Origin of the sequence: Leptolyngbya sp. FACHB-261 (assembly GCF_014696065.1) — a bacterium.
Lineage (GTDB): Bacteria > Cyanobacteriota > Cyanobacteriia > FACHB-261 > FACHB-261 > FACHB-261.
Map to the genome: position 1 here is coordinate 469,527 of NZ_JACJPL010000026.1, position 22,365 is coordinate 491,891.

Genomic DNA, 22,365 nt, shown 5'->3' on the forward strand with positions numbered 1-22,365 from the left:
CTAGCTCCCAGGAGAGCCAAATAACCGAACCGGATGGGGACGGCGTTCTCACCTCGGGGAAGGTCTTGGGTGGGACAGTTGCCGAGTGCAGTAGGATTTCTAGCCCACATCCCAATAGGCAGAGTTGAGATGACGGCAGATATTTTGTGCCAAAGCGAAACTATTGGCGACATCCCGGTTTTACAGGTTGCGGCAGCCGAGCAGTTTTACCAAGCCCTGCCTACGGTCTTCATCCAGCATGATCTTCTGGGCAGCAAGGACTGGGAACTGCGCTATGGTTACCCACTCGCGCAGGCCGGTTTTCGTGCTGTCCTGATCGACGCGCCCGGTCACGGTGAGCGGCGCCTCCCTGCCGTTTCATTCGACCAAATGATGCTCCATGCCTTTTGGGAAATGGTGCAGCAAACCGTTACTGATCTAGATACGGTGCGCTTTGAACTGCTACAGCGAGGATTGCTGCAAGCTGACCGTCTAGGTATTTTGGGCATTTCCCTGGGTGGGATGATCGGCTTTGGTGCTTTAGCTCAGCTTCCTTGGGTCCGGACCCTGGTTTCGCTGATGGGTACACCGGACTGGATCGGATTCATTGAGTGGACGCGGCAACAATGGGCGTTGCAAGGCGAAGATTTCCCTCTGTCTGAGGCCCAAGTTCAGGAGCAGATTCAGAGCTTGCACGCTACCAACCCAATCGATCAATTTGCGCAGTTTGCGGGTAAGCCAATTCTGATGTGGCACGGGCTAGCTGACGGGGTGGTGCCAATTGAAGGCAATCGCAATTTGTGGCGCAAACTGCAACCTGCTTATACAGAGCAACCAGATGCGCTCCAGTTAGTCGAGATGCCGGGGCAAGGACACAGTACGACTAGTGCTTGTCTGGATCTGAGCTTAAGTTGGTTTGGCCGTTACCTGTTAGGTTAGGCAACCCATTTCATTGGTCCTTCCATTCCATCCATCAGATGCCAGCCTCACTGGTATGCAGAACGCCCCGGAGCGCTCTCAGCAATTCTTGGGTGGAATAGGGTTTCGCCAGAAAAGCAGCAATGCCCATTGCCGAAGCTTCCGTAACCTTCTCATTGGCGGCTAGACCACTAGTTGCCAAGATTTTGACCTTGGGATTGAGCTTCTGTAAGGTGCGAGCCGTCGTGGTGCCATCCATGACTGGCATCATCATGTCGAGCAGCACGGCGCCGATCTCAGCTTGATGCTGAACATACAGTGCAACTGCTTCGATCCCATCTTGGGCCAGTAAAACCCGGTAGTTGTACAGCTCTAAAAAGGCCTGAGTAATCTCGCGGACGGGCGCTTCATCATCGACCACGAGAATCAGCTCACCATTGCCCGGCGGTAGTTCAACTTCCTCAACGGGTTGGGCTACAGCTTGCTCAATCGCTGGCAAATACACCTGAAACTGGGTGCCTCTGCCCACCTTGCTGTCAACTTCGACAAAGCCACCATGACTTCTGATGATGCCCATCACGGTCGATAGACCTAGCCCTGTACCCTTGCCGACTTCTTTGGTTGTGAAAAAGGGCTCGAAGATGCGATCTACAACCTCTGGTCGCATGCCAGTGCCCGTATCGCTGACTGTAAGTACCACGTAGGGTCCAACTTGGGCCCCAAGGTGCCTTCTAAGATCCTGGCGAGTGAGCAGCAGGTTAGCAGCGGTCATACTCAAGGTGCCACCATTAGGCATGGCATCACGAGCATTGACACAGAGGTTCATTAGCACCTGATGCAACTGAGTCGCGTCGCCAGAGAGCATCCAGAGATCAGGAGCGAGTTGACTCTTGATCGTGATCGACCTAGGAAACGTCTCACGGGCAACGGTCTCAATTTCTGAAATCAGGTGTTTGATCTGCAAAAACGTGCGCTCACCATCAGCTCCCCGCGCAAATGACAGAACTTGCTTGACCAGGTTAGCGCCCCGTTTGCCGTTGTTTTCTAGAGTTGTTAGCAGCTGCTGAGCCCGTTCATTGGTTACACTGCGCTTGAGCAGCTGAACGGAGAGCAAAATCGGCGTCAGGATATTGTTGAGATCATGTGCAATACCACCTGCCAGAGTGCCCAAGCTTTCCATGCGCTGGGCCCGCAAGAATTGTGCTTCTAACTGCTTTTTCTCGGTGATATCTGTACTGACTACCAGCGCTGACTTGGGTTTGCCATCGCTATCCCGGACCAAGGTCCAACGGCTGGAGACGATGATTTCTCGACCTGTTTTTGTGACTTGATGGAGTTCACCCTGCCACTCGCCTGTTTCCAGTAGAGTGCGCTGAATTTGGGTCAGCAGTGTCTTTTCTTCGTGGAGCAACTGATCGACCGGCTGACCCAGCACTTCCTCGATCTGCCAGCCATACAGCCGCTCGGCCCCCTTGCTCCAAAACAACAGGTGTTGCTCAAGATCGCAAACCGTAATGGCATCAGTCGTGATATCTAAGAGGGCTGCTTGTTCGCGGATTTTCTGCTCTGCCCGTTTGCGCTCGGTAATGTCGGTTTGGATGCCGACGAAATAGAGGCAGTGGCCTGCTTCAGAGAATACCGGCGAGATTCTCAACTCACTCCAGAACGATTCCCCATCTTTGCGGTAGTTCAGCAAGACAGCTCTGATTTCCCGTTGCTCGGCGATAGCCCGACCGATTTGAGCCACGACCTCTGGGTCAGTGTCTGTGCCTTGCAAGAAACGACAATTGCGGCCCAGAATTTCCTCTGGCTCGTACCCTGTGGTGCGTAGAAAGGCGGAGTTAGCGTAAATAACCGGGTTGTCTGGCTGGTTAGGGTCGGTAATCAAAACACCATCTGACACTGAGGCTAGGGCTTGAGCCAGCTTCAAGTTCTCAGTCGCCGCCTGCCGCAGAGCTCGTTCGTGCCGTTGCCGCTCTGCTAACTCTGCTAAGCGCTCGGCTTGGCTCTGACGCTCGTAGCGGATCTGCTCTTGGTAGTCGCGGAAGAAGTTAGCCAGCGCAGGTTCTTCTAGTAACAAAGCAGGAAGGTTCTTCTGGACGCGCTGGTCCGCTTCGTAGGCTACCTCTGGATGGGCTTCCATCCACACATGGCAGGTTTTGACGTAGGCGATGAATGTGACTAGGTGCTGATACTGAACAGGTCCTAGTAAGCGGCGCAACTCCTGACGGCAGAACTCGCTATGCTCTCGCTCCAGCGCCATGAAAATGGCACAAGCGAGTAGGCTGGATTCGAGGCTGGAGTGAGCTGCTGGCCAGTGGGTTAGGAGACTGGCGTGGGTTGCTAGGTGTTGAAGATGCTGGTTGACATCGTCCACTGAGGGTGAAGGAGCTTGCAACAGCGCCAACACTTCCCGAGCCTGAAGACCCAGAGGACGGAGGGTGCAACTGTGGCACACCATGCAATAGGGGACTGCGCAATAGCGTGAGAGATACGTAGATAGCTTCTCCTTGAACAGGGCAGGCAGGGGATTGTTGACGTAGGCCGCCAGCGTTTGCTGCCACAAATTTTCTAAAACCTCTGGCGTCTCTTCCGCTGGGCCAAAGAAAGGCGGCACAAAACCAAATTTGGCCTGGATTTCTGCTCTAATCTGCTCGCTGGTTCGAGATGAAGCAGGCTTCCCAGATTTCAAGGCATTAGGGGTCAAGGCATCTCTCAAAGCATCGTTTTTGGCATTGACCCAGCGCTGTTTACAGGTTGGTTTCAAGGGGGCAGGGGGCAGAGTAATGACGCTTTGCCGCAGTTTCTCTGTAATGCTGCTTAGGGCCATCAAGCTACGCCTGAGTTTGAGCTGGCTGACCACCTGGCGACCGAGTGCTCGTAGAGCTTCTATCTGGTTAGCGCTTAGACTATGGGGCTCTGGACTGGCAACGCACAATACAGCCAGTGGCACCTCTCCCGCAGCGCTCTCCAGCTCTGGAGCCTGAACCGTTGGGGTATGCAGCAGCGGTATGAGTACACAAAAGCGCAATTCGGAGAATGGGCTAACCAGTGAGCTGACGCTCGTTTTGCCAAACTGCTTGTCTAGCGTTGTATTGGTCACGAACGTAATGTCAGCTGAGCCCTGGCACAGAAGCCGCAAGTCAAGCGCTTGACTTGCCTCCTGAATAGCATCCGTCATGCCAAAGCCAAGGTTGGCTGGAACCTCGTAGCATTCGCTATCAGCAAGCTGAAGCAAAGCCATGGGCGAGTTACAAGCCTGAGCAGCTAATTGGACAAGGTCACGTAATGCTGTCTCAAGGTTTGTTCCAAGGTCTTGAGTTTGGCAAAGCGCTTCAAGTTTTGCCAACTCGCTAATGTGCAGTCCAGCCACCATTGTGCTTTCCCTAAATTTTGGGTGTGGGGCAATTCCCTAAGCGATAACTTGCTCTCCCCAGCCTCAGCCTTGCTTGTGAGGTCTGGAAATAGTTCGTCCTTGGTAGAAGCCAACTCTTAAACTTGCTTCCGGTTCTCTCCTGACTCCTGTCTCTATCCTAAGAGGGGTCTTGAAGATAACATCTGTGTCTTTGTAAAGATTATCCTTCGTATAGATACATGTTTCGTTGTACTACCTAGTGTGAGCAATTACTTACGACCGGTAGAAATACTTGAAAACTATTAGAAAATATTAGTTGAATCGTGGGAAGCAACAGCAAAACGGTTTGTGTTGCTTATCGCCCTTGACATTTTCAGGATTATTTCGATGGCGTTTGAAGATAGCACTTGAAGGTATGGCATTTGAGAAAATAAGGTTTTAAAGTCAGTCTCAGATCTCACTTCGAACGCCATCAGGTTAAAGTTCAATGTCTCAGGCGTTGATAGACCTCATCCGGTGTAAAGAGACTGCCAAACAGTGGTGGAGGCCAAACCATTAGCGTTAAATTGTGCTGAGCAAGCTCTTAGAACGCAAATTTAGCCTTGACTAAACACTTCGCAAACAGCCGACGGCAGGTTTTATTGGGGTTACAGGCTCTAGCAGGGCTAACAACCTTGACAGCGCTGGGGCAATTTCGCTTGGGATGGGGCACCACGATGGCTCAAGCAACCAGGAACCTGCCCAAGACTAGGGAGACGTCCTTGGGCATCCGCGCCGACGCCAAAGGCTTGCTATACGGGGCTGCGGGACGTTACCGCCATCTGAGCAGCGATGCTGCGTATGCTGCTGCCTTTGTCCAGCAGTGCTCAATTCTAGTACCTGAGAATGAACTGAAATGGCAAGCCTTACGCCCTGCCCCTGACCAGTTTGATTTCCAGCAGGCAGATTGGCTCGCTAACTTTGCTCGCGCTCACGATCTGAAATTTCGGGGGCACACATTGCTCTGGCATATTGGTATGCCTAAGTGGTTTAAGACCACGGTGAACCGTCAGAATGCTGAGCAATTTTTGCGCGAGCACATCACCACAGTGGTCAGCCGCTATGCGGGGACTATGCACTCCTGGGATGTGGTCAACGAAGCGATCAACCCGGGTGATGGACGAGCTGATGGCCTGCGCAATACAGCTTGGCTGAAATTTTTGGGACCAGACTATATTGACCTTGCCTTTCGCTTGGCGGCGGCAGCCGATCCGCAGGCCTTGCTGGTCTACAACGACTTTGGGCTTGATTACGATACAGCTGAAGAAGAAGCCAGGCGAGTCGCAACCCTCAAACTTCTAGAACGATTGAAATCTCAAGGGACGCCCATTCATGCCTTAGGCATTCAGGCGCACTTACTGTTTGGCGGAGATGCGACTAGTTTCAATGTCAGCAAACTGCGCAGTTTCTTAAAAGCCGTCGCCGATTTGGGCTTGAAGATTCTGATCACCGAACTGGACGTTAAAGACCAACAATTGCCCTCGGACATCTCGGAACGCGATGACTTGGTAGCTAAGGCTTACGAAGATTATTTAACTACTGTGTTGTCTGAACCAGCAGTGAGTGCTGTTCTTACCTGGGGGTTGAGCGACTGCTATACCTGGCTCACCAGTTATCGCCCCCGTCAAGACGGAGCTCCAGCTCGTCCCCTGCCTTTAGATGCCCAATTGCAGCGTAAACCCGCTTGGTACGCCATGGCCCAAGCCTTCGACCAGGCTCCTCAACGTCCCACACCGCGAATCTAAATGACTTGGCCCAGAGACTCTGGCTTGAGCCATTTAGGAGCGTTTTCTGCTCCCACCGCCTCACGATTCGTTGGGATGTCAATCACACTGGATAGCACAACATTAGCGGTGATATCGGTACCCTTTTATTGGCTGTTACTTAACCGACGATAGACGGTGGCCAAGGCATCAGCATCACCAACATTACCGGGGAATAAAACGACCGGCAAATCAGGAAATTGGGGATGGTCAACAGGTGTGCGCACCATTGAACAACCGGCTAGAATCTGGCCCAGTAAACGAGCTGAGCGAAGGGCCAAACCGGTGCTCAGCACGTCATTGGAGGTGATCCCTCCCTTACTGATCAAAAAGCCAATGTCGCTGGGCAGACCCTGCACAATATCCATTAATAACCGGGATACGGCTTCCCCAAACTGTAGTCGGGTCTGGCTATCTTCAAAGCTGAGTTCCTGGCGACTGGTGAACACAACCGGGGTTTTGCCCTGTTGGTGAGCTTTTTGCACCTGTTCTAGAGCTTGTTGCAGCAGGATAGGGCGAGGATCAGTTGTGCGCTCCAGGAGCCGAGCTACCTCGACTTCTACGGGTACTGTGCCCGGCTCTTGTAACAACCTTTCCAGCTGCTCAGTGGTCTTTTTGACGTGAGAACCAACCACTACCGCACCTGGCTTTTCCCCGCGCACATATTGCGCCATATCTGTTGCAGCAATCGGCTGGGGTGGCAACGCGGCTAAAGCGGTCAACCAACTGGCCGCACTGCGAAACAAAAAGCGCTTGCCCTGTTGGGCAGCCGCTAAAACGTCCGCAGCAAAGCGGTTGAGATCTGCTTGCGTTTCGCCGTCAACAACGCCACATTGGTTGTGCTCAAGTTTGAGCAGCCGTTGCAAACTTCCCTTGCGAATGTCAGCGAGCAAAAAGCGCTCGACCTCGGCAGCTTTAATTCGGCCCTGCGTTTTTTCGGCTACATAATCGGGCAAGTAACTGTGGTGATAGCCGAAGACAGAGTCCCGAGCGAACTCGGTCTCGTGAACGGGAGTATCTACACCATTAATTTTCAGATAATGCACACTGTCCCGTGTGACTCGTCCGCCTTCGAAAAAAGCAAGCACGAGAAAATGCGCGTCGAAAGGCCCCAATTCCTCAGCAATCACATCTGTTTCTACTGGATAATGACCACGCAGAGTGGAGTCAGAGCGGCTAACTACTAGAAAATCCTCGACTGCCTCCGCAGCAAGCGCCTGCTTAAGGTTGTGGCAAGCCTCGCGTGTGACCACAGCAGCCTGCTCTGGCGGTAGGGCTCGCGTGTTAGTCAGTACAAAGAAAATTGGTGAGTCATCCGCCAGTCCCAAGCGCAGGGTATCTACATCCCAACGCATGAGCAGCAGGCAACTGTGAACGGTTTGGGAACCGGTTGGGTCATCATCCAAGACGATTACTTTCGGCTGTTTATCCATCGGGTGAGCCCCCAACCTACTGGCTTGATCGTGACTGAGCACAGTTTACAGCCGCAGCAACCCGTGGCTTCGTGCCTGCGGTTCCTGCGGCTTGGAGTGGTTCCTTAAAAAGGCTCTAGGGAATGTAGCCGAGATTTTTGCTCGACAAACTTAATCGAGATACCCCATCAGTTCAGCGTCAGGCAGCAGGTTGGGAGCAACTGGACGATTATTGGGCAGTGGCTCTGCCTCACTGGAAACTTGCAAATTGCTGGCGACAACCGGACGGTTTCCTAAGGTTTTAACAATCTCAATGCCGCTGACGGCAATCGGACGGTTTCCCAGCAGAGTGCCTGCGACTTGAATACCCGCTACAGCAATCGGACGACCTTCAGGCAAGTCGCTAGTCTCTAGAATCTCTAGGGTTGTGGGGAAAACTGGACGGTTGTTGGGGAGGGGGCGGGGTTCGTAAACCCGGATGGCTTGAGCTCCGGAGGTTCGTTGCAGGGCACCTGGAGCGGCTGAAGTGGCGATCTGGACGTTATCTTTGCCCTCGTTGAGCGATTCTTCAACAGGCTGACTGCTGCTCTTGCGCTGAGTCGTCCGAGTTTTAGGGGTACTAGCGGTCATGGGCTATCCCTCCAGATGTTCTATTTCACATTGGTTTACCTAGCTCAGCCCAGTAGCAACTGTGAGTAAGAACAAACATCTACTCTGTTGCTTATCTTGAGCTTGACTTGCATTGTAAGTGTGAATTTTGGTATCCATAATCCCAAGAATTATTAATAGAATTTATCTTTCTGAGAAGATTCATTAGTCTCGATTTATTAGTGCCATTCGCCGTTTATTCAAAAAGGTCAGTTGGGCTGGACCTGTTTAGCCCAACTGACCTAACTGTCATCAGCAATCCAACAGCAACTTAGTCTTGGGGTTGAGCAACCCAACCCCCTTCTCAAGCTGAAGGATCAGAACCTCGGTTATTGCACGGATGTAATCTATTGCACCAATGCAATCGCTCGCTCTGCCAGGGCTTTAGCACTTAAGCCGTTGAAGTCCATCAATTGAGTCGCCGTTGCTGTCGTTTCGCCCCGCTTCCAGGCGAAGGTATCTCGCTTCGCCGTGCTGCGCAGCAGAATGGGCTCCAGGATGCCGCTGGCACCTCCAGTAATGCCTAGCAGCGCATCGCCACCGAATAGAGCCTCGAAGCCAGCATCGCCCAGGAAGTCACCATCTGGTTCCGAGCAAGTTGACCAAGCCACATCGTGAAGACGATAGAGACGGCGTGGATTGACCACGGAGACAATGCGCGTGCCAATGCCCTGGGTTGCCAACTGCGCCGCGGCTTCGAATGCGGGCAGTAAGGTCATGTCACCTACTACGGCCAGGACCACTGTTTTGCTGCCCGGCGTCTCCTGGAGCACGATTGCCCCATCTTGAAGCGCCTGACGCGCTTGAGCAAAGCTAGTGCGAATCGGCAACGGCGATTTGCTGGCCGTGATCACGATGCCCTTATTGCGCGTGGTCAGCGCCCAATCGTAAGCCACCTGAATGCTGTTGGCGTCGGTGGGGAAGATCGGGAAGATGTTGCCGTTGCGCATCATGGCGGCAAAGTAGGCTTCAATTTCGGGCCGTTGATGGGTCCAGCCATTGCGTCCCTGCTCTAGGGCACCTGCGGTAAACAGAGTGACCGTGGAGGGGGTGGGACGGCGCAACTCAGCCATCGCTTGAGTCACAGTCTGCCAAATCGGTAGGCCGTTGATGGCAAAGGATTCGTAAGAGCACCACAAGCTGCGGCTGCCCATCAAAGCCAGACCCACGGCTAAACCCGCACAGGCATCTTCACTCAGCGGCTCATAGACCTGACCCTTGGGCTGTTGGTTATAGAGCGGATCGGGAGTTGGGTGAATGATCTGAAGCGCTTGGTTGATGTTGGCGATACCCGAGGCTTCGTTGCCGTCAGCGTTGGAAACCAGATAGGCTGGATCCTGCTGGCCAACGTAGCCCACCAGACGGCCCATGGCTGTCGTGGCAATTTTGGCTTCACCGCCCACCGGGTATTCTTCCAGTGGCAGTTTGCCTAGGTCGGGCAAGGGCCGCACTGACTCAGTAACCGCCGTTTTCGCGGCTGGGCCACCCCCTGCCCGCTCCAGATTGGCGCGCACCAATGCCCAGGCCGCTGGAGACAAAGCCCGTGACTTGAGGCCATTGACCACATCCGCATTGTCTAGCGTGTGGTGGGCATAGAGGTTGTGAGATTTAGCACCTTTGGCATGGACGCCTGCGCCCTTGAGCTGCTTGAGGATCAAGACTGTGAGCTTGCCGCCTAGGGCAGACCGAGCTGCTTGGTCTGCGGCCACCAACACGGCTTCGGTGAAGGCCAAGCGCTGCTTTAGCGAGAAGCTGGTGCTGTCCACATAGGCACCGGGCTGATTTTGGTCATCGAAATCCTTGGCGTCGATCAGGATTACTTCTTCAAAGCCGTTACCGCGCCAGTAGGCCAACATCTCCTGATTGGACTTGGTCGAGACCATGCTGTGGTGCTCCTGGCTGAAGCCATTCCAAATCAGCACCGGCAGGAAGTTGGTTGCGCTGGGATAGGCGGTATGGAAGTGAGCCATAGAACTCATCACATAGGGCTCGCCCAAACCACCATCACCGACTGTAAAGGGGAAGAGCTTATCGCGATGCAGCAGTGCAGCAGCCATAGCAAAGTGCTGGCCCTGGCCCAGAGGCCCAGCGGGAGCCAGAATTCCCGGAATATAGCCAGAGAGGTGGCCTAGCAGACCGTGCGTTTCGCGGAAGCGGTCACGCAACTGCGCCACGCTACTGATGCCCATGTCTTCCAATGAGCGGTCCAGGAACATGGCGCTGTAGAAGCCAGGGGCGTGGTGGCCAACTTCGGTGAGGATGTTCTTGTGGCCCAGCATCACTAGAGCCGCATAAGCTTCAACTGAACTAGCAAAACCGCCTGGGTGCCCAGAGGCCTTGCTGGCTGTAACTTGCAGAGTCAGGTAGCGCAGAGCGTCGGCAGCGAGCAGTGTTTGAAAGACAGCGGCGGGGTCGGTAGGGTTGGCAATCGCCAAGTTTCCTTCAGCAATAACGGGCGCTTTGCCATGCGTTTCAAAACCGGGCAAAGCCTCACCGAAGTATTGAATTCCTTCACAAAAAGCTGGAGTGGCTAACATTACCTCTTGGGGCGATGCTGTCATGCTGAGATCCCTACTTCCATCGAAATGACTGTTACTGCGTTGCTGCATTCATGATGTTACAGCTTTTGTGTTATAAGAAAGTAATTTATATTATCAACTATCCCTTTGGTTATGATGAGGGATTCTGCTCAAAGTTACTAAGGACCCAACAAGTCTTTGTGAGAGTAAAGCTGCTATGCCATTACCTGCTGGTCCACAGATTCCGCCCTTACTGCAACTCATTCAATGGATCGCTCAGCCGCTTGCTTTTTTAGAGTCTAATGCTCAGCGTTATGGTGACGTTTTTACAGCGCGATTTGGTGCTTTAGAACCGATTGTATTTCTCAGCCATCCACAAGCAATTCAAGAAATTTTTAATCGTCCTGAGCAATTTGATTCAGGTATTGCCAATGACATTCTAAAACCTCTTTTAGGGAATCACTCGTTGATGTTAATGGATGGTGAACGCCATCAAAAACAACGTCGCTTGGTTACTCCACCGTTCCATGGGGAGCGGATGCGCACCTACGGTCAAATTATTTATGACATCACACAGCAGGTAAGCGACCGCTGGATTTTGGGTGAGCCGTTTTCAGTTCGCTCTGCCATGCAAGAAATCGCGATGAGCGTGATTATGCAGGCGGTATTTGGCTTGCGCGAGGGCTCTCGTTGCCAGCAACTGAAGCAACTGCTGGCAGAGATGCTCGATGTTACCAGCTCGCCGTTAAGTTCTAGTCTGTTGTTCTTTCCCTGGCTACAGCGCGATTTAGGTGACTGGAGTCCCTGGAGTCGTTTTCTGCGCCGTCAGGAGCAAATCGATGAGCTGATTTACGCTGAAATTCAAGAGCGCCGCCAGGAGGTAAATACTGCTCGGTCTGACATTCTCAGTTTGATGATGGCAGCTCGGGACGAGTCAGGACAGCCCTTAACGGATGCTGAGTTGCGCTCTGAATTAATCACGCTTTTGGTCGCAGGTCATGAGACAACCGCATCAGCTTTAACTTGGGCACTGTATTGGGTTCATGCTTTGCCCAACGTGCATGAAAAGTTGCTTCAAGAGTTGAATTCGCTAGAAGATAAAACAGATTTCAACGCTATTTTTAAGCTGCCTTACTTAACGGCGGTTTACCAGGAAACGTTGCGCATTTATCCGATTGCCTTGATTACTTTCTTGCGAGTTCTAAAGTCGCCAATGCAGTTGATGGGACAGTCCTTCGAGGCTGGAACTGTGCTAGGGCCCTGCATCTATCTCACCCATCAAAGGCCAGATTTGTACCCGGAGCCTAAGCAGTTTAGACCCGAGCGTTTCTTAGAGCGGCAGTTTGCGCCCCATGAATATTTGCCCTTCGGCGGTGGCAGCCGTCGTTGTATCGGCATGGCCTTTGCCCAGTACGAAATGAAGCTAGTTTTGGCGGCTGTCTTGTCGCGGTTTGACCTGGCAATGGTCAAGAATCAGAAGGTTCAGCCAGTCCGTCGAGGCTTAACCCTGGCCCCTTCGGCGGGTAAGTGGCTAGTGCCAACAGGTCTGCGGCAGGCTGATAAGGTGCCAGCCCGGGTTTGATCTGGCCTATTTCACACGGGGCCTATTTTGTAGGGGTCCATGCCGCTTTCCCTGTACGGTCAATGTAGCTCCATTGACCGCCGGTTTTTACTCGTGCCAGCCCTTCGGCAAAGGAACCGGCTTCATCAAATTGTGGACTAACGATGAGGTTGCCAGTTTTGTCGATGTAGCCATATTTACCACTGATTTGCACCATCGCTAAGCCTTCTGAAAAGTCAGATGCGGCATCGAATTGGGGCTGAATTACAAGGTTACCAGTCTTGTCGATGTAACCCCATTTTCTAGCGATGGAGACTAAGGCGAGCCCTTCGGAAAAGTCAGAGGTGAAGTCAAACTCCGCATTAATCACCGAGCGACCAGTGCGATCAATGTAGGACCAAACATCGCCAGTCCGAACCCGCGCCAGTCCTTCTGAAAAGTGAAAGGCCCCGTCAAATTTTGGTTCAACGACCAACTTGCCGGTCCGGTCAATATAGCCCGCTCTGTGATTGAGCCGGGCAACGGCTAAGCCTTCAGTAAAGTTCCAGGCATCCTCAAATTGAGGCTGAATCACAACTTTGCCGGTGGGGTCGATGTAACCATAGCGACTATTCAATTTGATCGCAGCAAGTCCCTCGGCAAAATCTGAGGCCAATTCAAATTGGGGTTCGATCACATATTGCCCTTCTGGGTTGATGTAGCCATAGCGGTTTCCCACTTTCACTGCCGCTCGTTTTTCGGCAAAAGTAGCAGCGCCATCGAACCTGGGCTCAATCACGTACTCGCCCTGCTTGTCGATGTAACCGTACTGCTCACCCACACGGCTCAGTGCTAGGCCATCAGCGAAAGAAGAACTTCCCGCAAAATTAGGCTCGATCACATAACGACCCGTCTTGTCGATGTATCCATATTTGTCCTCCACACGAACCAAGGCCAGCCCTTCAGCAAAATCCCAAGCGCCATCAAATCGCGCTTTAGAAGTTGCTTGGGTAGGTGGCTCAGGCGCTACTGAGGGGCTGGGGCGAAGGGACGGTAAAGGTTGGCTCCAAGCCTGGTCTTGGCTCTGCTGCCCACAGGCGCCAAGCGTCAAGGCGACCAGGGTTAGAACAAGTGAACCGAGTCTAGTGAAATTGGGGCGACCGAGCCGATCCATCTCCACAACCTCACTCCTAGGCGTTGGTAAAACCTGTGATTGGCTGCCTCTAGATCGTCGTTTCTAGCTCTAGATTTCTCAAGCCACTGCATCAAGTTTGACGCCTCGAATCGAGTAATCCAATAGCTCGATTGGATGAAGAATCGGTACCTGTTTCCCCTGGATCCGCAAATGCTTACTGATTTGTAGAGAACAACCAGGGTTGGAGGAAGCGATCAGAGTTGCGCCCGTACTCAGCAGGTTTTCAACTTTCTGCTGGCCCAAGTCATCCGCAATCTCAGGTTGCAGCAGATTGTAAACGCCTGCACTACCGCAGCACAGAGCCGCATCCAACGGTTCGCGTAATTGCACACCAGGAATTTGTTTGAGCAAGCGACGCGGTTGCACACTAATTTTCTGCCCGTGCAGAAGGTGACAGGCGTCTTGATAGACCAGAGTCAAAGGCTGCTCTTGGAGCGGTGCGAGGGGTGTGCTCAGCCCAATGGCCTCCAAAAATTCCTGCACATCTTTGACTTTGGCGGCAAATTGAGCCGCTTTCTCGCGATAAGCAGGGTCATCTTGCAGAATGTGACCGTACTCCTTGAGCGTGTGGCCACAGCCCGCGGCGTTAATGATCACGGCATCAACGCCTGTGCCCTCGAAGCTGTCGATCATCTGGCGGGCTAGGGCCTGAGCTTGCTCTGTTTGCCCCTGGTGCTGGGGCAAGGCTGCGCAGCAACCCTGGCTTGAAGGCACAACCACCTCACAGCCGTTGGCGCTCAATACCCGAACCGTCGCTGCATTAACACCCGAGAAGAACAAGCGCTGCACACAGCCTGAGATCATACCGACGCGATAGCGCTGCTGGCCTTGGGCTGGGATGACCGTGGGCAGGTTGTCGGTAAAGGCGCTGAGCTTCACCTCCGGTAAGATCGACTCCATTGCAGCGAGCTGGGGCGAGACTCGCCGCAGTAGCCCGGTCGAGCGTACCAGCTTCTGAAGGCCCAGTTTTTGATAGAGCAGCAGTGGGGCCAGCAGCAGGCGCAGACGCCCAGGATAGGGAAACATCGAGAAAATCAACTGCCGCAGCAACCGGTCCTGCCAGGAGCGTGGGTAGTTGCGCTCGACCTGAGGTCGGGTCGCTGCAATGAGTTGGTCATACTGCACGCCTGAAGGACAGGTGGTGACGCAGGCTAGACACCCTAGGCAAGAATCAAAGTGCTGCGCCACCGCAGGCGAAAGTGGGATATCGCCCTCATTGAGGGCATCCATCAAGTAGATGCGGCCGCGTGGGGAGTCAGTCTCTTTGCCCAACACGCGATAGCTGGGACAGGTAGACAGGCAGAAGCCGCAGTGCACACAGGCATCGATCAGTTTTGGATCGGGCGGCTGCTGGGTGTCAAAGCTGGGCAAAGGCTTCGCACCAGCAGGGGTAGCTGAATTTTCTGAAACTTGCATGGCTTTAGATACCACCCACAAAACGCTGGGGACTTAAAAGATTTTCAGGATCAAACTGTTGCTTGATTCGCCGCATTAACTCCAGCGTATTACCAGCGTAACCCCAGACTTCTAGCTGCTGCTTAAGCGCTACGGGTGCTGCCAGGATGGTCAGGAAGCCGCTCCGCTCCTGGCACCAAGCGCGCAGGGCCAAGAGTGCTTCGGCAGTGACTGGTTGGTTGAGGCACAACATCCCCAGCCCACTGCCGACATGGATTAAGGCTGTGCTCTCAGCAGGCAACAGCGCCTTAATTTGCGCCAATGTCGCTACGGCCTCGGCAGAAACAACTCCAAACTTGCAAACGATTTGCTCTGGTCTAGGAGATTTCAAGAGCTGCAAGTTCTGCCATAGCTCGGTGTCCCCCGACTGGGTGTAAACCTTTCCCTGTAATCCCAAGGTCTGCCCCACCTCTAGAAGCCTTGTAGCCTGCTGATTGACACTGGCTTCAATGTTCTGAAAGCGGACTACCAGGCCCATGTCCCGCCCCAAATCGAGCTGCTGTACCAGAGATGCCGTGAGCAGATCGACCCCGGTAGGGGTTAGGGCAGAAGCCAGCAGCGTTTTGGTAGCAGTCGTCAGTGCTGCAGCATCGCCTGTAAGCACAACCGTTGCTGCTGCTTCTGGCAGCGGATAAACGCGAAATGTTGCCTGCGTGATCATGCCCAGGGTGCCGAAGGAGCCAGTGAACAGCTTCATCAAGTCGTACCCCGCCACGTTCTTCACGACACGCCCCCCTGCCTTGGCAACCTGGCCGTCGCTGCGCACAAAGTTAATGCCCAGCAGCATATCGCGCAGGCTACCGTAGCGATGCCGCCAGGAGCCCGTATCTGCTGTGGCAATTATGCCGCCTAAAGTTGCCGTCTCTGGGTAGGACGGATCGAGCGCCAGAAATTGACCCGTGGGCTGGAGGGCCGCTTGTAACTGTGAAAAGGGTAGGCCCGCCTCGACCGTGACCGTCAGGTCTCCAACCGCATGTTCTACCAGCTGAGATAGACGCTCGGTGCTGAGAATAATCTGAACAGGTGGCACCAAGCCGCCCCAACTCAGTTTTGTGCCTCGACCACAGGGCAAGACCCGCCAACGCTGGCGATAGGCATAGGCCATCACCGTTGCCAGTTCTGCTTGGCTGCGCGGATAGACCAAACAATCAGCAGTAATGCCAGCAAGTGCTTGGGGTTGAGTGCCAGGGTCAACCTTTTCCCAAGCACAAACCCCATCTGGTCCAACAATTTGCTCTAGCTCTCGGGCAATCGCGTTCATTCAGTGCACGGTTTCACCATGCAGATAACGATATGAGGAGGCCAACCCCTTGACAAGCGAAGGTACTCATCTCAAGTAAGCCAGATCCGTAAATTGGCAATTGAGTGGGCTGTGCAGCTCTCTATATGGCTATTGGTCATGGCCTAGAAGAGTTCAACGGCTGGAAACTGTTTGACATCAGCTCTAGCTGATTCGCCGCAGGTACGAGGCGTTGGGAAGATTTTGCCAGGATTAGCTAAGCCTTGCGGATTGAAAACTTGGCGCACCCACTGCATGGTTTCGAGATCGCTTTTGCTAAACATCTCGCTCATGTAGCAGCGCTTATCGGCACCGATGCCATGTTCTCCAGAGATACTGCCCCCGACTCGAACACAAAGCTTGAGAATTTCGCCCCCTAAAGCTTCAACTTGCTCCAAAGCCCCCGGCACCGAGTTGTCGTAGAGAATCAAAGGATGTAAGTTACCATCACCAGCGTGAAAGACATTGGCGACGTAGTAGCCATATTGTTCGCCTAGAGAGGCAATTTCCTTGAGCACCAATTGCAATTGGGTGCGAGGAATGACCCCATCTTGCACATAGTAATCTGGGCTTAACTTACCCATTGCAGCAAAGGCAGCTTTGCGACCTTTCCACAGCAGTAATCGCTCCTGCGGATCAGTTGCCACGCGCACATTGCGCGCGCCATTTTGCTTGCACAACTCGGTAATCCGCTGGCTATTCGCCTCAACCTCAACCTCTAGGCCATCCACTTCGACGAGCAGAATTGCCTCGGCATCGCGAGGATAACAACCTGTGCAAACGACATCTTCCACAGCATTGATGCTGAGGTTATCCATCATCTCCATACCACCGGGAATGATGCCAGCGCTGATGATGTCCGAGACTGTAGCTCCAGCAGCCTCGACACTAGTGAAATCGGCCAGCAGAACGCGAATTGCTTCGGGCGTTTTGAGCAACTTCAAGGTAATTTCAGTGGCAATACCCAGTGTGCCCTCAGAACCGACAAATAGGCCGGTCAAATCGTAGCCGGGCATCTCAGGCACCTTACTGCCCACATCAACAATTGAGCCATCCGGCAGAACCAGCTTGAGCCCCAGAACATGGTTCGTGGTGACCCCATATTTGAGGCAATGCACACCGCCCGAGTTCTCCGCCACATTGCCCCCAATCGAGCAAATGATTTGGCTGGATGGGTCTGGCGCATAGTAGAAACCAGCCCCGCTCACCGCTTGCGTGACCCAGTTGTTGATCACACCTGGCTGTACAACAACCCGTTGATTTTCCAGATCAATCTCTAGAATTTTGCGCATCAATGAGGTGACAATCAACACGCAATCTTCCACGGGCAAAGCTCCACCCGACAGCCCGGTTCCTGCCCCCCGCGCCACAAAGGGAGCCTGCTCACGGCTACAGATCTTGACGACTGCGGCCACTTCTTCAGTCGTTCGCGGTAAGACCACCACAGCCGGTTTCTGGCGATAACTGGTCAAGCCATCGCATTCATAGACCAGCAATTCCTCACGGCGGCGCACGACTCGCTCAGCCCCGACCACCGCTTCGAATTGCTTAATAACCGGCTGCCAATTGCGGCATTGTTCCTGCGTGATCATGGGCGCTTGTGGTAGATGCTAAGAAGTCAAAGAGAGGCCAAAAGCTGCGATTAAACGGCTTGCAAACCCAACCAGTCATAGATTTCCTGGCTGAGCCAATCACGCTCCACTGCCGTCAGTCCTGCCCCAAAAGAGTAGCGCTTGATGCCAGCCTCAAGGGTAACCACTTCATGATCCAGAAAGGGAATTTTGCTATCGCTGGGAACCCGTTGATTTCTGATTCTGGGGTTTATGAACCCTAATGGCATCAGGGTTTCTTGAGAGACTTTATTGACATCCGTAGTTTGTCCTCGTTGCCGATACCAAATGCCAAACAACCGCCACTCGATCTCAAAACGGTCGCTGTCGAAATAGACGTGGGTACGGCCAAAGGCAGGCAATAGAACCGCTGCCATCATTCTAGGCCCGATCAACCAGTAAGGAATGAATAGCAAGCTCAAGGGCCAAGCTCCAGTCAGCAGTATCCCGGTCAGATGAACGAAGGTAGGAACCAGGCCTAGCCACACTGCCGAAAATAGAACCGGAAAGGTATCGGACAGGTGCAAGCCCTGCCGGGGAATGCTGATGCGCAATTGGCTCGAAGACTTGCGGAACCAAACGCGGCTGCCCGCAGGCTGGCGCACTTTTTCCGTTGGCTTACTGAGGTCCCCTCCTGAGTTGAGTGCCTCACGCGCCTGCAAAGCCGTATTGAAGCGCCGCTCAAGGGCTGGCTCCGTCAAGCCTCGAATCCAGCGCACCAGCGCCGGACTAGCACTGGCCTGCTCAGCAAACTGGATGCGCAAGTTGTGCTGAGGCAGGTCAGCCGGAGCTGTGCCAGTTAGCAAGTGGATTAAGGTCGCCCCCAATGCATACAGATCGGAAGCCGGAACAGCCCGTCCGCCAAACTGCTCTGGTGGCACATAACCGTAGGTGCCAACCACCGTAAAAGTTGCACCCTCCGCTGCTGCCCGGTCTTGCACGGCGCCAAAGTCCACCAGATAGAGCTGCCCATCCTGACCCAAAATGAGATTGCTAGGCTTGATATCCCGGTGGATCACGGGAGGATTCAGCTCGTGCAGGTAGATCAAAACGTTCAGCACCAGCTTGGCCAGGTTCCGCACCTGAACCTCGCTGAGCCGTTGGCCCTGCTCAAGCAATTGCTTGAGGGATTGGCCTGGAATGTGCTCCTGCACTAAGCCAAACCAGAGAGCGTCGCCGGGTTGCTCTCCTAGTGAGAAGTAATCTCGGTATTTGGGAATCTGAGGATGGTTCAGCCGACGCAGTACCTGAGCCTCACGCTCAAACAGCTTGAGATTGTCCCACTGCATCTGAGCACCGAAGGCCAGCAGTTTGACCACTACCTGAGCGACTGGCTGTGCCAGTTGATCTTCGGCCAGCCAGGTTTGGCGACCCGCATTTTGTCCTAGCAGGGCTTTAAGCCGATAACGTCCGCGTAGGACCTGCCCTGATTCCAGCATCTGCCCTTGACTCCACTCCCAGTGGTGATCAAGCCTAATTTACCCGTCCCCTGTTAGGAATCAGTACAGATAGCGGCTCTGATTACAGGAGTTAATGCTAGCGATGGTTGACAATGCGAGCAAAGCTGTCTGGGTCGAGGCTTGCCCCACCCACCAGAACACCGTCGATCTCAGGCTGAGCCATGATGTCATCAATGTTGTTGGCTTTGACGGAGCCCCCGTACTGGATGCTGACCTCAGGATTGGTGAGTTGGGACCGGATCAGGCCGATCACCCGATTCGCTTCCTCACAATCACAAGTCTCGCCTGTACCAATCGCCCAGATCGGTTCGTAGGCAATGATCAAGTTGGACTGATCCACGCCAGCCAAGTCTTTGTCGAGCTGAGCAAAGATCCGCGCTTCCGTTTCTCCGGCTTCCCGCTCCTGCTTCGTCTCACCGACGCACAGAATCGGAATCAGGCCGTGGTGCTGAGCAGCCTTCAGCCGGAGATTGACTGTCTCGTCAGTTTCGCCAAAAAACTCTCGCCGTTCGCTATGGCCGATGATCACGTAGCCCACGCCCAGCTCGGTCAACATTGGAGCCGCAATCTCACCGGTGAAGGCACCGCTGTCTTCCCAGTGGACATTCTGCGCTCCCAAGGCTGCGCGGCTGCCATCAAGTTGAATGGCCACAGTTGCCAAATCGGTAAACGGCACACACAGCACCACGGCCCGATTTTGAGGCACGTCTTGCAGCTTAGGTAGAAAGGCGGTCAGAAACTCCCTGGCTTGCACCTGGGTTTTGAACATCTTCCAATTCCCAGCAATGACGACCTTGCGCACAGTTGCCCTAGCCTCTCAATCAGCGTGTGTACAGCTACAACAGTGTATTGGAGAAAGGTCACCAACTGTGAAGAAATCCTCTAATCCTTTGCAGACCTGCAGGGGGATGGCACAGGCAAATTAGTCGCCAGTGCTAGGATTGCAGGCAGAAAAGAAGAAAAAAAGGACAAGCAAGGTTCTATGACAGAACACGTAAAGTCGATCTCCTTCGACGGACGGGAGATTCGGCTCAAGATTGGCGTTCTCGCGCCACAGGCTGGCGGGGCAGTCTTGATCGAGTCAGGCGATACCTCGGTGCTAGTGACGGCAACCCGAGCCAAGGGCCGTGAAGGAATTGACTTCTTACCGCTAACGGTTGACTACGAAGAGCGTCTATACGCAGCCGGTCGTATTCCCGGCAGCTTTATGCGGCGAGAAGGCCGTCCGCCGGAGAAGGCGATTCTCACCGGTCGCTTGGTGGACCGTCCCTTGCGTCCTCTGTTTCCGGATTGGCTCCGGGACGATTTGCAGGTGATCGCTACCACCATGTCGATGGATGAGGATTTCCCCCCCGACGTGTTGGCAGTGACGGGGGCGTCGATTGCTGTGCAACTGGCTCAGATTCCCTTCAATGGCCCGATGGCAGCTGTGCGTGTTGGTTTGGTCGGTGACGATTTTATTTTGAATCCGACCTACAGCGAAATCGAAGCGGGCGACTTAGATCTAGTAGTTGCCGGAACTTCTGAAGGCGTGATCATGGTTGAGGCAGGCGCGAACGAGCTGCCAGAAACCGACATGCTAGAGGCTATCGATTTCGGTTACGAAGCTTGCCTGGAGCTAATCCGCTTCCAAAACGAACTGATGGCGGAATTGGGCATTACGCGGGTCGAAGCAGTCAAGCCTGAAACCGACCCAGCGCTGGGCAATTTCATCGCTGAGCAGGGACAGGCAGCAGTCCAAGAAATTCTGGGCCGCTATGAGAAGGACAAGCCTGTTCGCGACGCTGCCCTAGATGAAGTGAAGGCCAAGATCGTTGAAGCGATTGCGGCGCTGGAAGACGAGCATCCAGTGAAGGTTTCGGCGGCAGCAGATGGCAAAGCTGTTGGGAACACGTTTAAAGGGCTGACCAAAAAGCTGATGCGCCAAATGGTGATCACGGACAGCGTACGCATTGATGGGCGCAAGCTTGACGAGGTGCGGCCTGTGAGCGCCCAAGTACAGATTCTGCCCCGGCGGGTCCATGGCACGGGTCTGTTCAATCGCGGTCTAACCCAGGTGCTCTCCTGCGTTACCTTAGGCACCCCTGGTGATGCCCAGGAGCTCGACGACCTGCACCCAGATGAGCAGAAGCGTTATCTGCACCACTACAACTTCCCGCCTTTCTCGGTCGGCGAAACTCGTCCCATGCGCTCACCGGGGCGGCGCGAAATTGGGCATGGTGCGCTGGCGGAACGGGCGATTACGCCGGTCTTGCCTCCCAAGGAAGACTTTCCCTATGTGATTCGGGTGGTGTCAGAAGTTCTCTCTTCTAACGGCTCGACCTCAATGGGTTCGGTGTGCGCTTCAACTTTGGCCTTGATGGATGCGGGTGTACCGATCAAAAAGCCAGTTAGCGGTGTCGCTATGGGTTTGATCAAGGAAGGCGAAGAAGTCCGCGTCCTCACCGACATTCAGGGCATCGAAGACTTCCTAGGCGACATGGACTTCAAGGTGGCGGGTACCGAAACTGGTATTACGGCGCTCCAGATGGACATGAAGATCACTGGCATCACCATGCAAACCATTCGGGATGCGGTTGAGCAAGCCAAGTCCGGGCGGGCGCATATTCTCAGCAAGATGCTGGAGGCAATCGACAATCCGCGTAACGAAACCTCGCAGTTCGCCCCACGCCTGTTGACGATCAAGGTTGACCCTGATCTAATCGGTCTGATCATCGGTCCCGGCGGTAAGACGATTAAGGGCATCACCGAGGAGACAGGGGCCAAGATCGACATTGAGGACGATGGCACCGTTACTATTTCCTCGCTCAAGGCTGAACAGGCCCAGAAAGCACGGGCAATTATCCAGGGCATGACCCGCAAGATTAGCCAAGGTGATGTCTACGTGGGTCGTGTCACCCGCATCATCCCCATTGGTGCTTTTGTCGAGTTTCTGCCCGGCAAGGAAGGCATGGTCCACATCTCACAATTGGCAGATCGCCGGGTTGGCAAGGTAGAAGATGAGGTTGCCGTGGGCGATGAGGTCATCGTCAAGGTACGTGAGATCGACAACCGGGGCCGCGTTAACCTAACCCGTTTGGGCATTCATCCTGATGAGGCTGCGGCTGCCCGTGGCGCTGCGGCCACTGCTCCTGCCTAGACTCGGTTAGAGCGCTGCAGCCAGCGAGTCAGTAAAACCAAAGACAAAACCTGT

14 protein-coding genes are annotated in these 22,365 nt (G+C 54.0%); 4 read left to right on the plus strand and 10 right to left on the minus strand.

All coding sequences use genetic code 11. The features are described 5' to 3' along the window. Window positions 1-129: 129 nt before the first annotated feature. Entirely contained in the window at window positions 130-918 is a 789-nt protein-coding gene (locus tag H6F94_RS18185; protein ID WP_190803640.1) for an alpha/beta fold hydrolase, read from the plus strand. Window positions 919-952: 34 nt separating this feature from the next. On the opposite strand, the gene H6F94_RS32480 is transcribed toward H6F94_RS18185, so the two are convergent. After that, the gene (locus tag H6F94_RS32480) at window positions 953-4,273 is read right to left on the minus strand and encodes a PAS domain S-box protein (RefSeq protein ID WP_242041258.1); all 3,321 of its coding nucleotides are present in this window, start codon (window positions 4,271-4,273) and stop codon (window positions 953-955) included. Between the two features lie 581 nt (window positions 4,274-4,854). Here H6F94_RS32480 and H6F94_RS18195 point away from each other — a divergent pair. Further along, window positions 4,855-6,036 (plus strand): endo-1,4-beta-xylanase, encoded by a 1,182-nt coding sequence (locus tag H6F94_RS18195; protein WP_190803641.1) that lies wholly within the window; start codon window positions 4,855-4,857, stop codon window positions 6,034-6,036. Between the two features lie 125 nt (window positions 6,037-6,161). Here H6F94_RS18195 and H6F94_RS18200 read toward each other — a convergent pair whose 3' ends face one another. From H6F94_RS18200 to H6F94_RS18210, 3 genes are all read right to left on the minus strand, one after another. Then, complete coding sequence (locus tag H6F94_RS18200) at window positions 6,162-7,487, minus strand: four-carbon acid sugar kinase family protein (protein ID WP_190803642.1); 1,326 nt, start codon at window positions 7,485-7,487, stop codon at window positions 6,162-6,164. 150 nt (window positions 7,488-7,637) lie between these two features. Beyond that, window positions 7,638-8,096, minus strand: a complete 459-nt coding sequence (locus H6F94_RS18205; RefSeq protein WP_190803643.1) for a hypothetical protein — start codon at window positions 8,094-8,096, stop codon at window positions 7,638-7,640. Window positions 8,097-8,461: 365 nt separating this feature from the next. Continuing rightward, window positions 8,462-10,675 carry a phosphoketolase family protein gene (locus H6F94_RS18210; protein WP_190803644.1) on the minus strand — a complete coding sequence of 738 codons (2,214 nt, stop codon included), beginning with the start codon at window positions 10,673-10,675 and terminating at the stop codon, window positions 8,462-8,464. A gap of 175 nt (window positions 10,676-10,850) precedes the next feature. On the opposite strand from H6F94_RS18210, the gene H6F94_RS18215 reads away from it, so the two are divergent. Continuing rightward, window positions 10,851-12,215 carry a cytochrome P450 gene (locus H6F94_RS18215; protein WP_190803645.1) on the plus strand — a complete coding sequence of 455 codons (1,365 nt, stop codon included), beginning with the start codon at window positions 10,851-10,853 and terminating at the stop codon, window positions 12,213-12,215. A 22-nt stretch (window positions 12,216-12,237) separates the two neighbouring features. Here the strand turns inward: H6F94_RS18215 and H6F94_RS18220 are convergent, their stop codons facing one another. The 6 genes from H6F94_RS18220 to tpiA all read right to left on the minus strand — a co-directional run bounded on the left by H6F94_RS18220 (window position 12,238) and on the right by tpiA (window position 19,974). Then, window positions 12,238-13,347: a WG repeat-containing protein gene (locus H6F94_RS18220; RefSeq protein WP_190803646.1), complete on the minus strand. Its 1,110-nt coding sequence runs from the start codon at window positions 13,345-13,347 to the stop codon at window positions 12,238-12,240. 78 nt (window positions 13,348-13,425) lie between these two features. Further along, window positions 13,426-14,784, minus strand: coding sequence for a (Fe-S)-binding protein (locus H6F94_RS18225; protein WP_190803647.1), 1,359 nt, complete (start codon window positions 14,782-14,784; stop codon window positions 13,426-13,428). 4 nt (window positions 14,785-14,788) lie between these two features. After that, the gene (locus tag H6F94_RS18230) at window positions 14,789-16,084 is read right to left on the minus strand and encodes an FAD-binding oxidoreductase (RefSeq protein ID WP_190803648.1); all 1,296 of its coding nucleotides are present in this window, start codon (window positions 16,082-16,084) and stop codon (window positions 14,789-14,791) included. A 143-nt stretch (window positions 16,085-16,227) separates the two neighbouring features. Beyond that, a complete protein-coding gene (gene glcD / locus H6F94_RS18235) occupies window positions 16,228-17,694 on the minus strand; it encodes a glycolate oxidase subunit GlcD (protein ID WP_190803649.1) in 1,467 nt (488 codons plus the stop codon). A 50-nt stretch (window positions 17,695-17,744) separates the two neighbouring features. Next, complete coding sequence (locus H6F94_RS18240) at window positions 17,745-19,151, minus strand: serine/threonine protein kinase (protein ID WP_190803650.1); 1,407 nt, start codon at window positions 19,149-19,151, stop codon at window positions 17,745-17,747. Between the two features lie 97 nt (window positions 19,152-19,248). After that, window positions 19,249-19,974 (minus strand): triose-phosphate isomerase, encoded by a 726-nt coding sequence (gene tpiA, locus H6F94_RS18245; RefSeq protein ID WP_190803651.1) that lies wholly within the window; start codon window positions 19,972-19,974, stop codon window positions 19,249-19,251. A gap of 180 nt (window positions 19,975-20,154) precedes the next feature. Here tpiA and H6F94_RS18250 point away from each other — a divergent pair, with 180 nt between their 5' ends. Beyond that, window positions 20,155-22,311: a polyribonucleotide nucleotidyltransferase gene (locus H6F94_RS18250; RefSeq protein ID WP_190803652.1), complete on the plus strand. Its 2,157-nt coding sequence runs from the start codon at window positions 20,155-20,157 to the stop codon at window positions 22,309-22,311. The last annotated feature ends 54 nt before the right edge of the window (window positions 22,312-22,365 follow it).

Coding starts and splice junctions, on each gene's coding strand:
- H6F94_RS18185 (WP_190803640.1), top strand. CDS start 130: ATGACGGCAGATATTTTGTGCCAAAGCGAAACTATTGGCGACATCCCG.
- glcD (WP_190803649.1), bottom strand. CDS start 17,694: ATGATCACGCAGGAACAATGCCGCAATTGGCAGCCGGTTATTAAGCAA.
- H6F94_RS18200 (WP_190803642.1), bottom strand. CDS start 7,487: ATGGATAAACAGCCGAAAGTAATCGTCTTGGATGATGACCCAACCGGT.
- H6F94_RS18210 (WP_190803644.1), bottom strand. CDS start 10,675: ATGACAGCATCGCCCCAAGAGGTAATGTTAGCCACTCCAGCTTTTTGT.
- H6F94_RS18220 (WP_190803646.1), bottom strand. CDS start 13,347: ATGGATCGGCTCGGTCGCCCCAATTTCACTAGACTCGGTTCACTTGTT.
- H6F94_RS18225 (WP_190803647.1), bottom strand. CDS start 14,784: ATGCAAGTTTCAGAAAATTCAGCTACCCCTGCTGGTGCGAAGCCTTTG.
- H6F94_RS18240 (WP_190803650.1), bottom strand. CDS start 19,151: ATGCTGGAATCAGGGCAGGTCCTACGCGGACGTTATCGGCTTAAAGCC.
- H6F94_RS32480 (WP_242041258.1), bottom strand. CDS start 4,273: ATGGTGGCTGGACTGCACATTAGCGAGTTGGCAAAACTTGAAGCGCTT.
- H6F94_RS18230 (WP_190803648.1), bottom strand. CDS start 16,084: ATGAACGCGATTGCCCGAGAGCTAGAGCAAATTGTTGGACCAGATGGG.
- H6F94_RS18250 (WP_190803652.1), top strand. CDS start 20,155: ATGACAGAACACGTAAAGTCGATCTCCTTCGACGGACGGGAGATTCGG.
- H6F94_RS18205 (WP_190803643.1), bottom strand. CDS start 8,096: ATGACCGCTAGTACCCCTAAAACTCGGACGACTCAGCGCAAGAGCAGC.
- H6F94_RS18215 (WP_190803645.1), top strand. CDS start 10,851: ATGCCATTACCTGCTGGTCCACAGATTCCGCCCTTACTGCAACTCATT.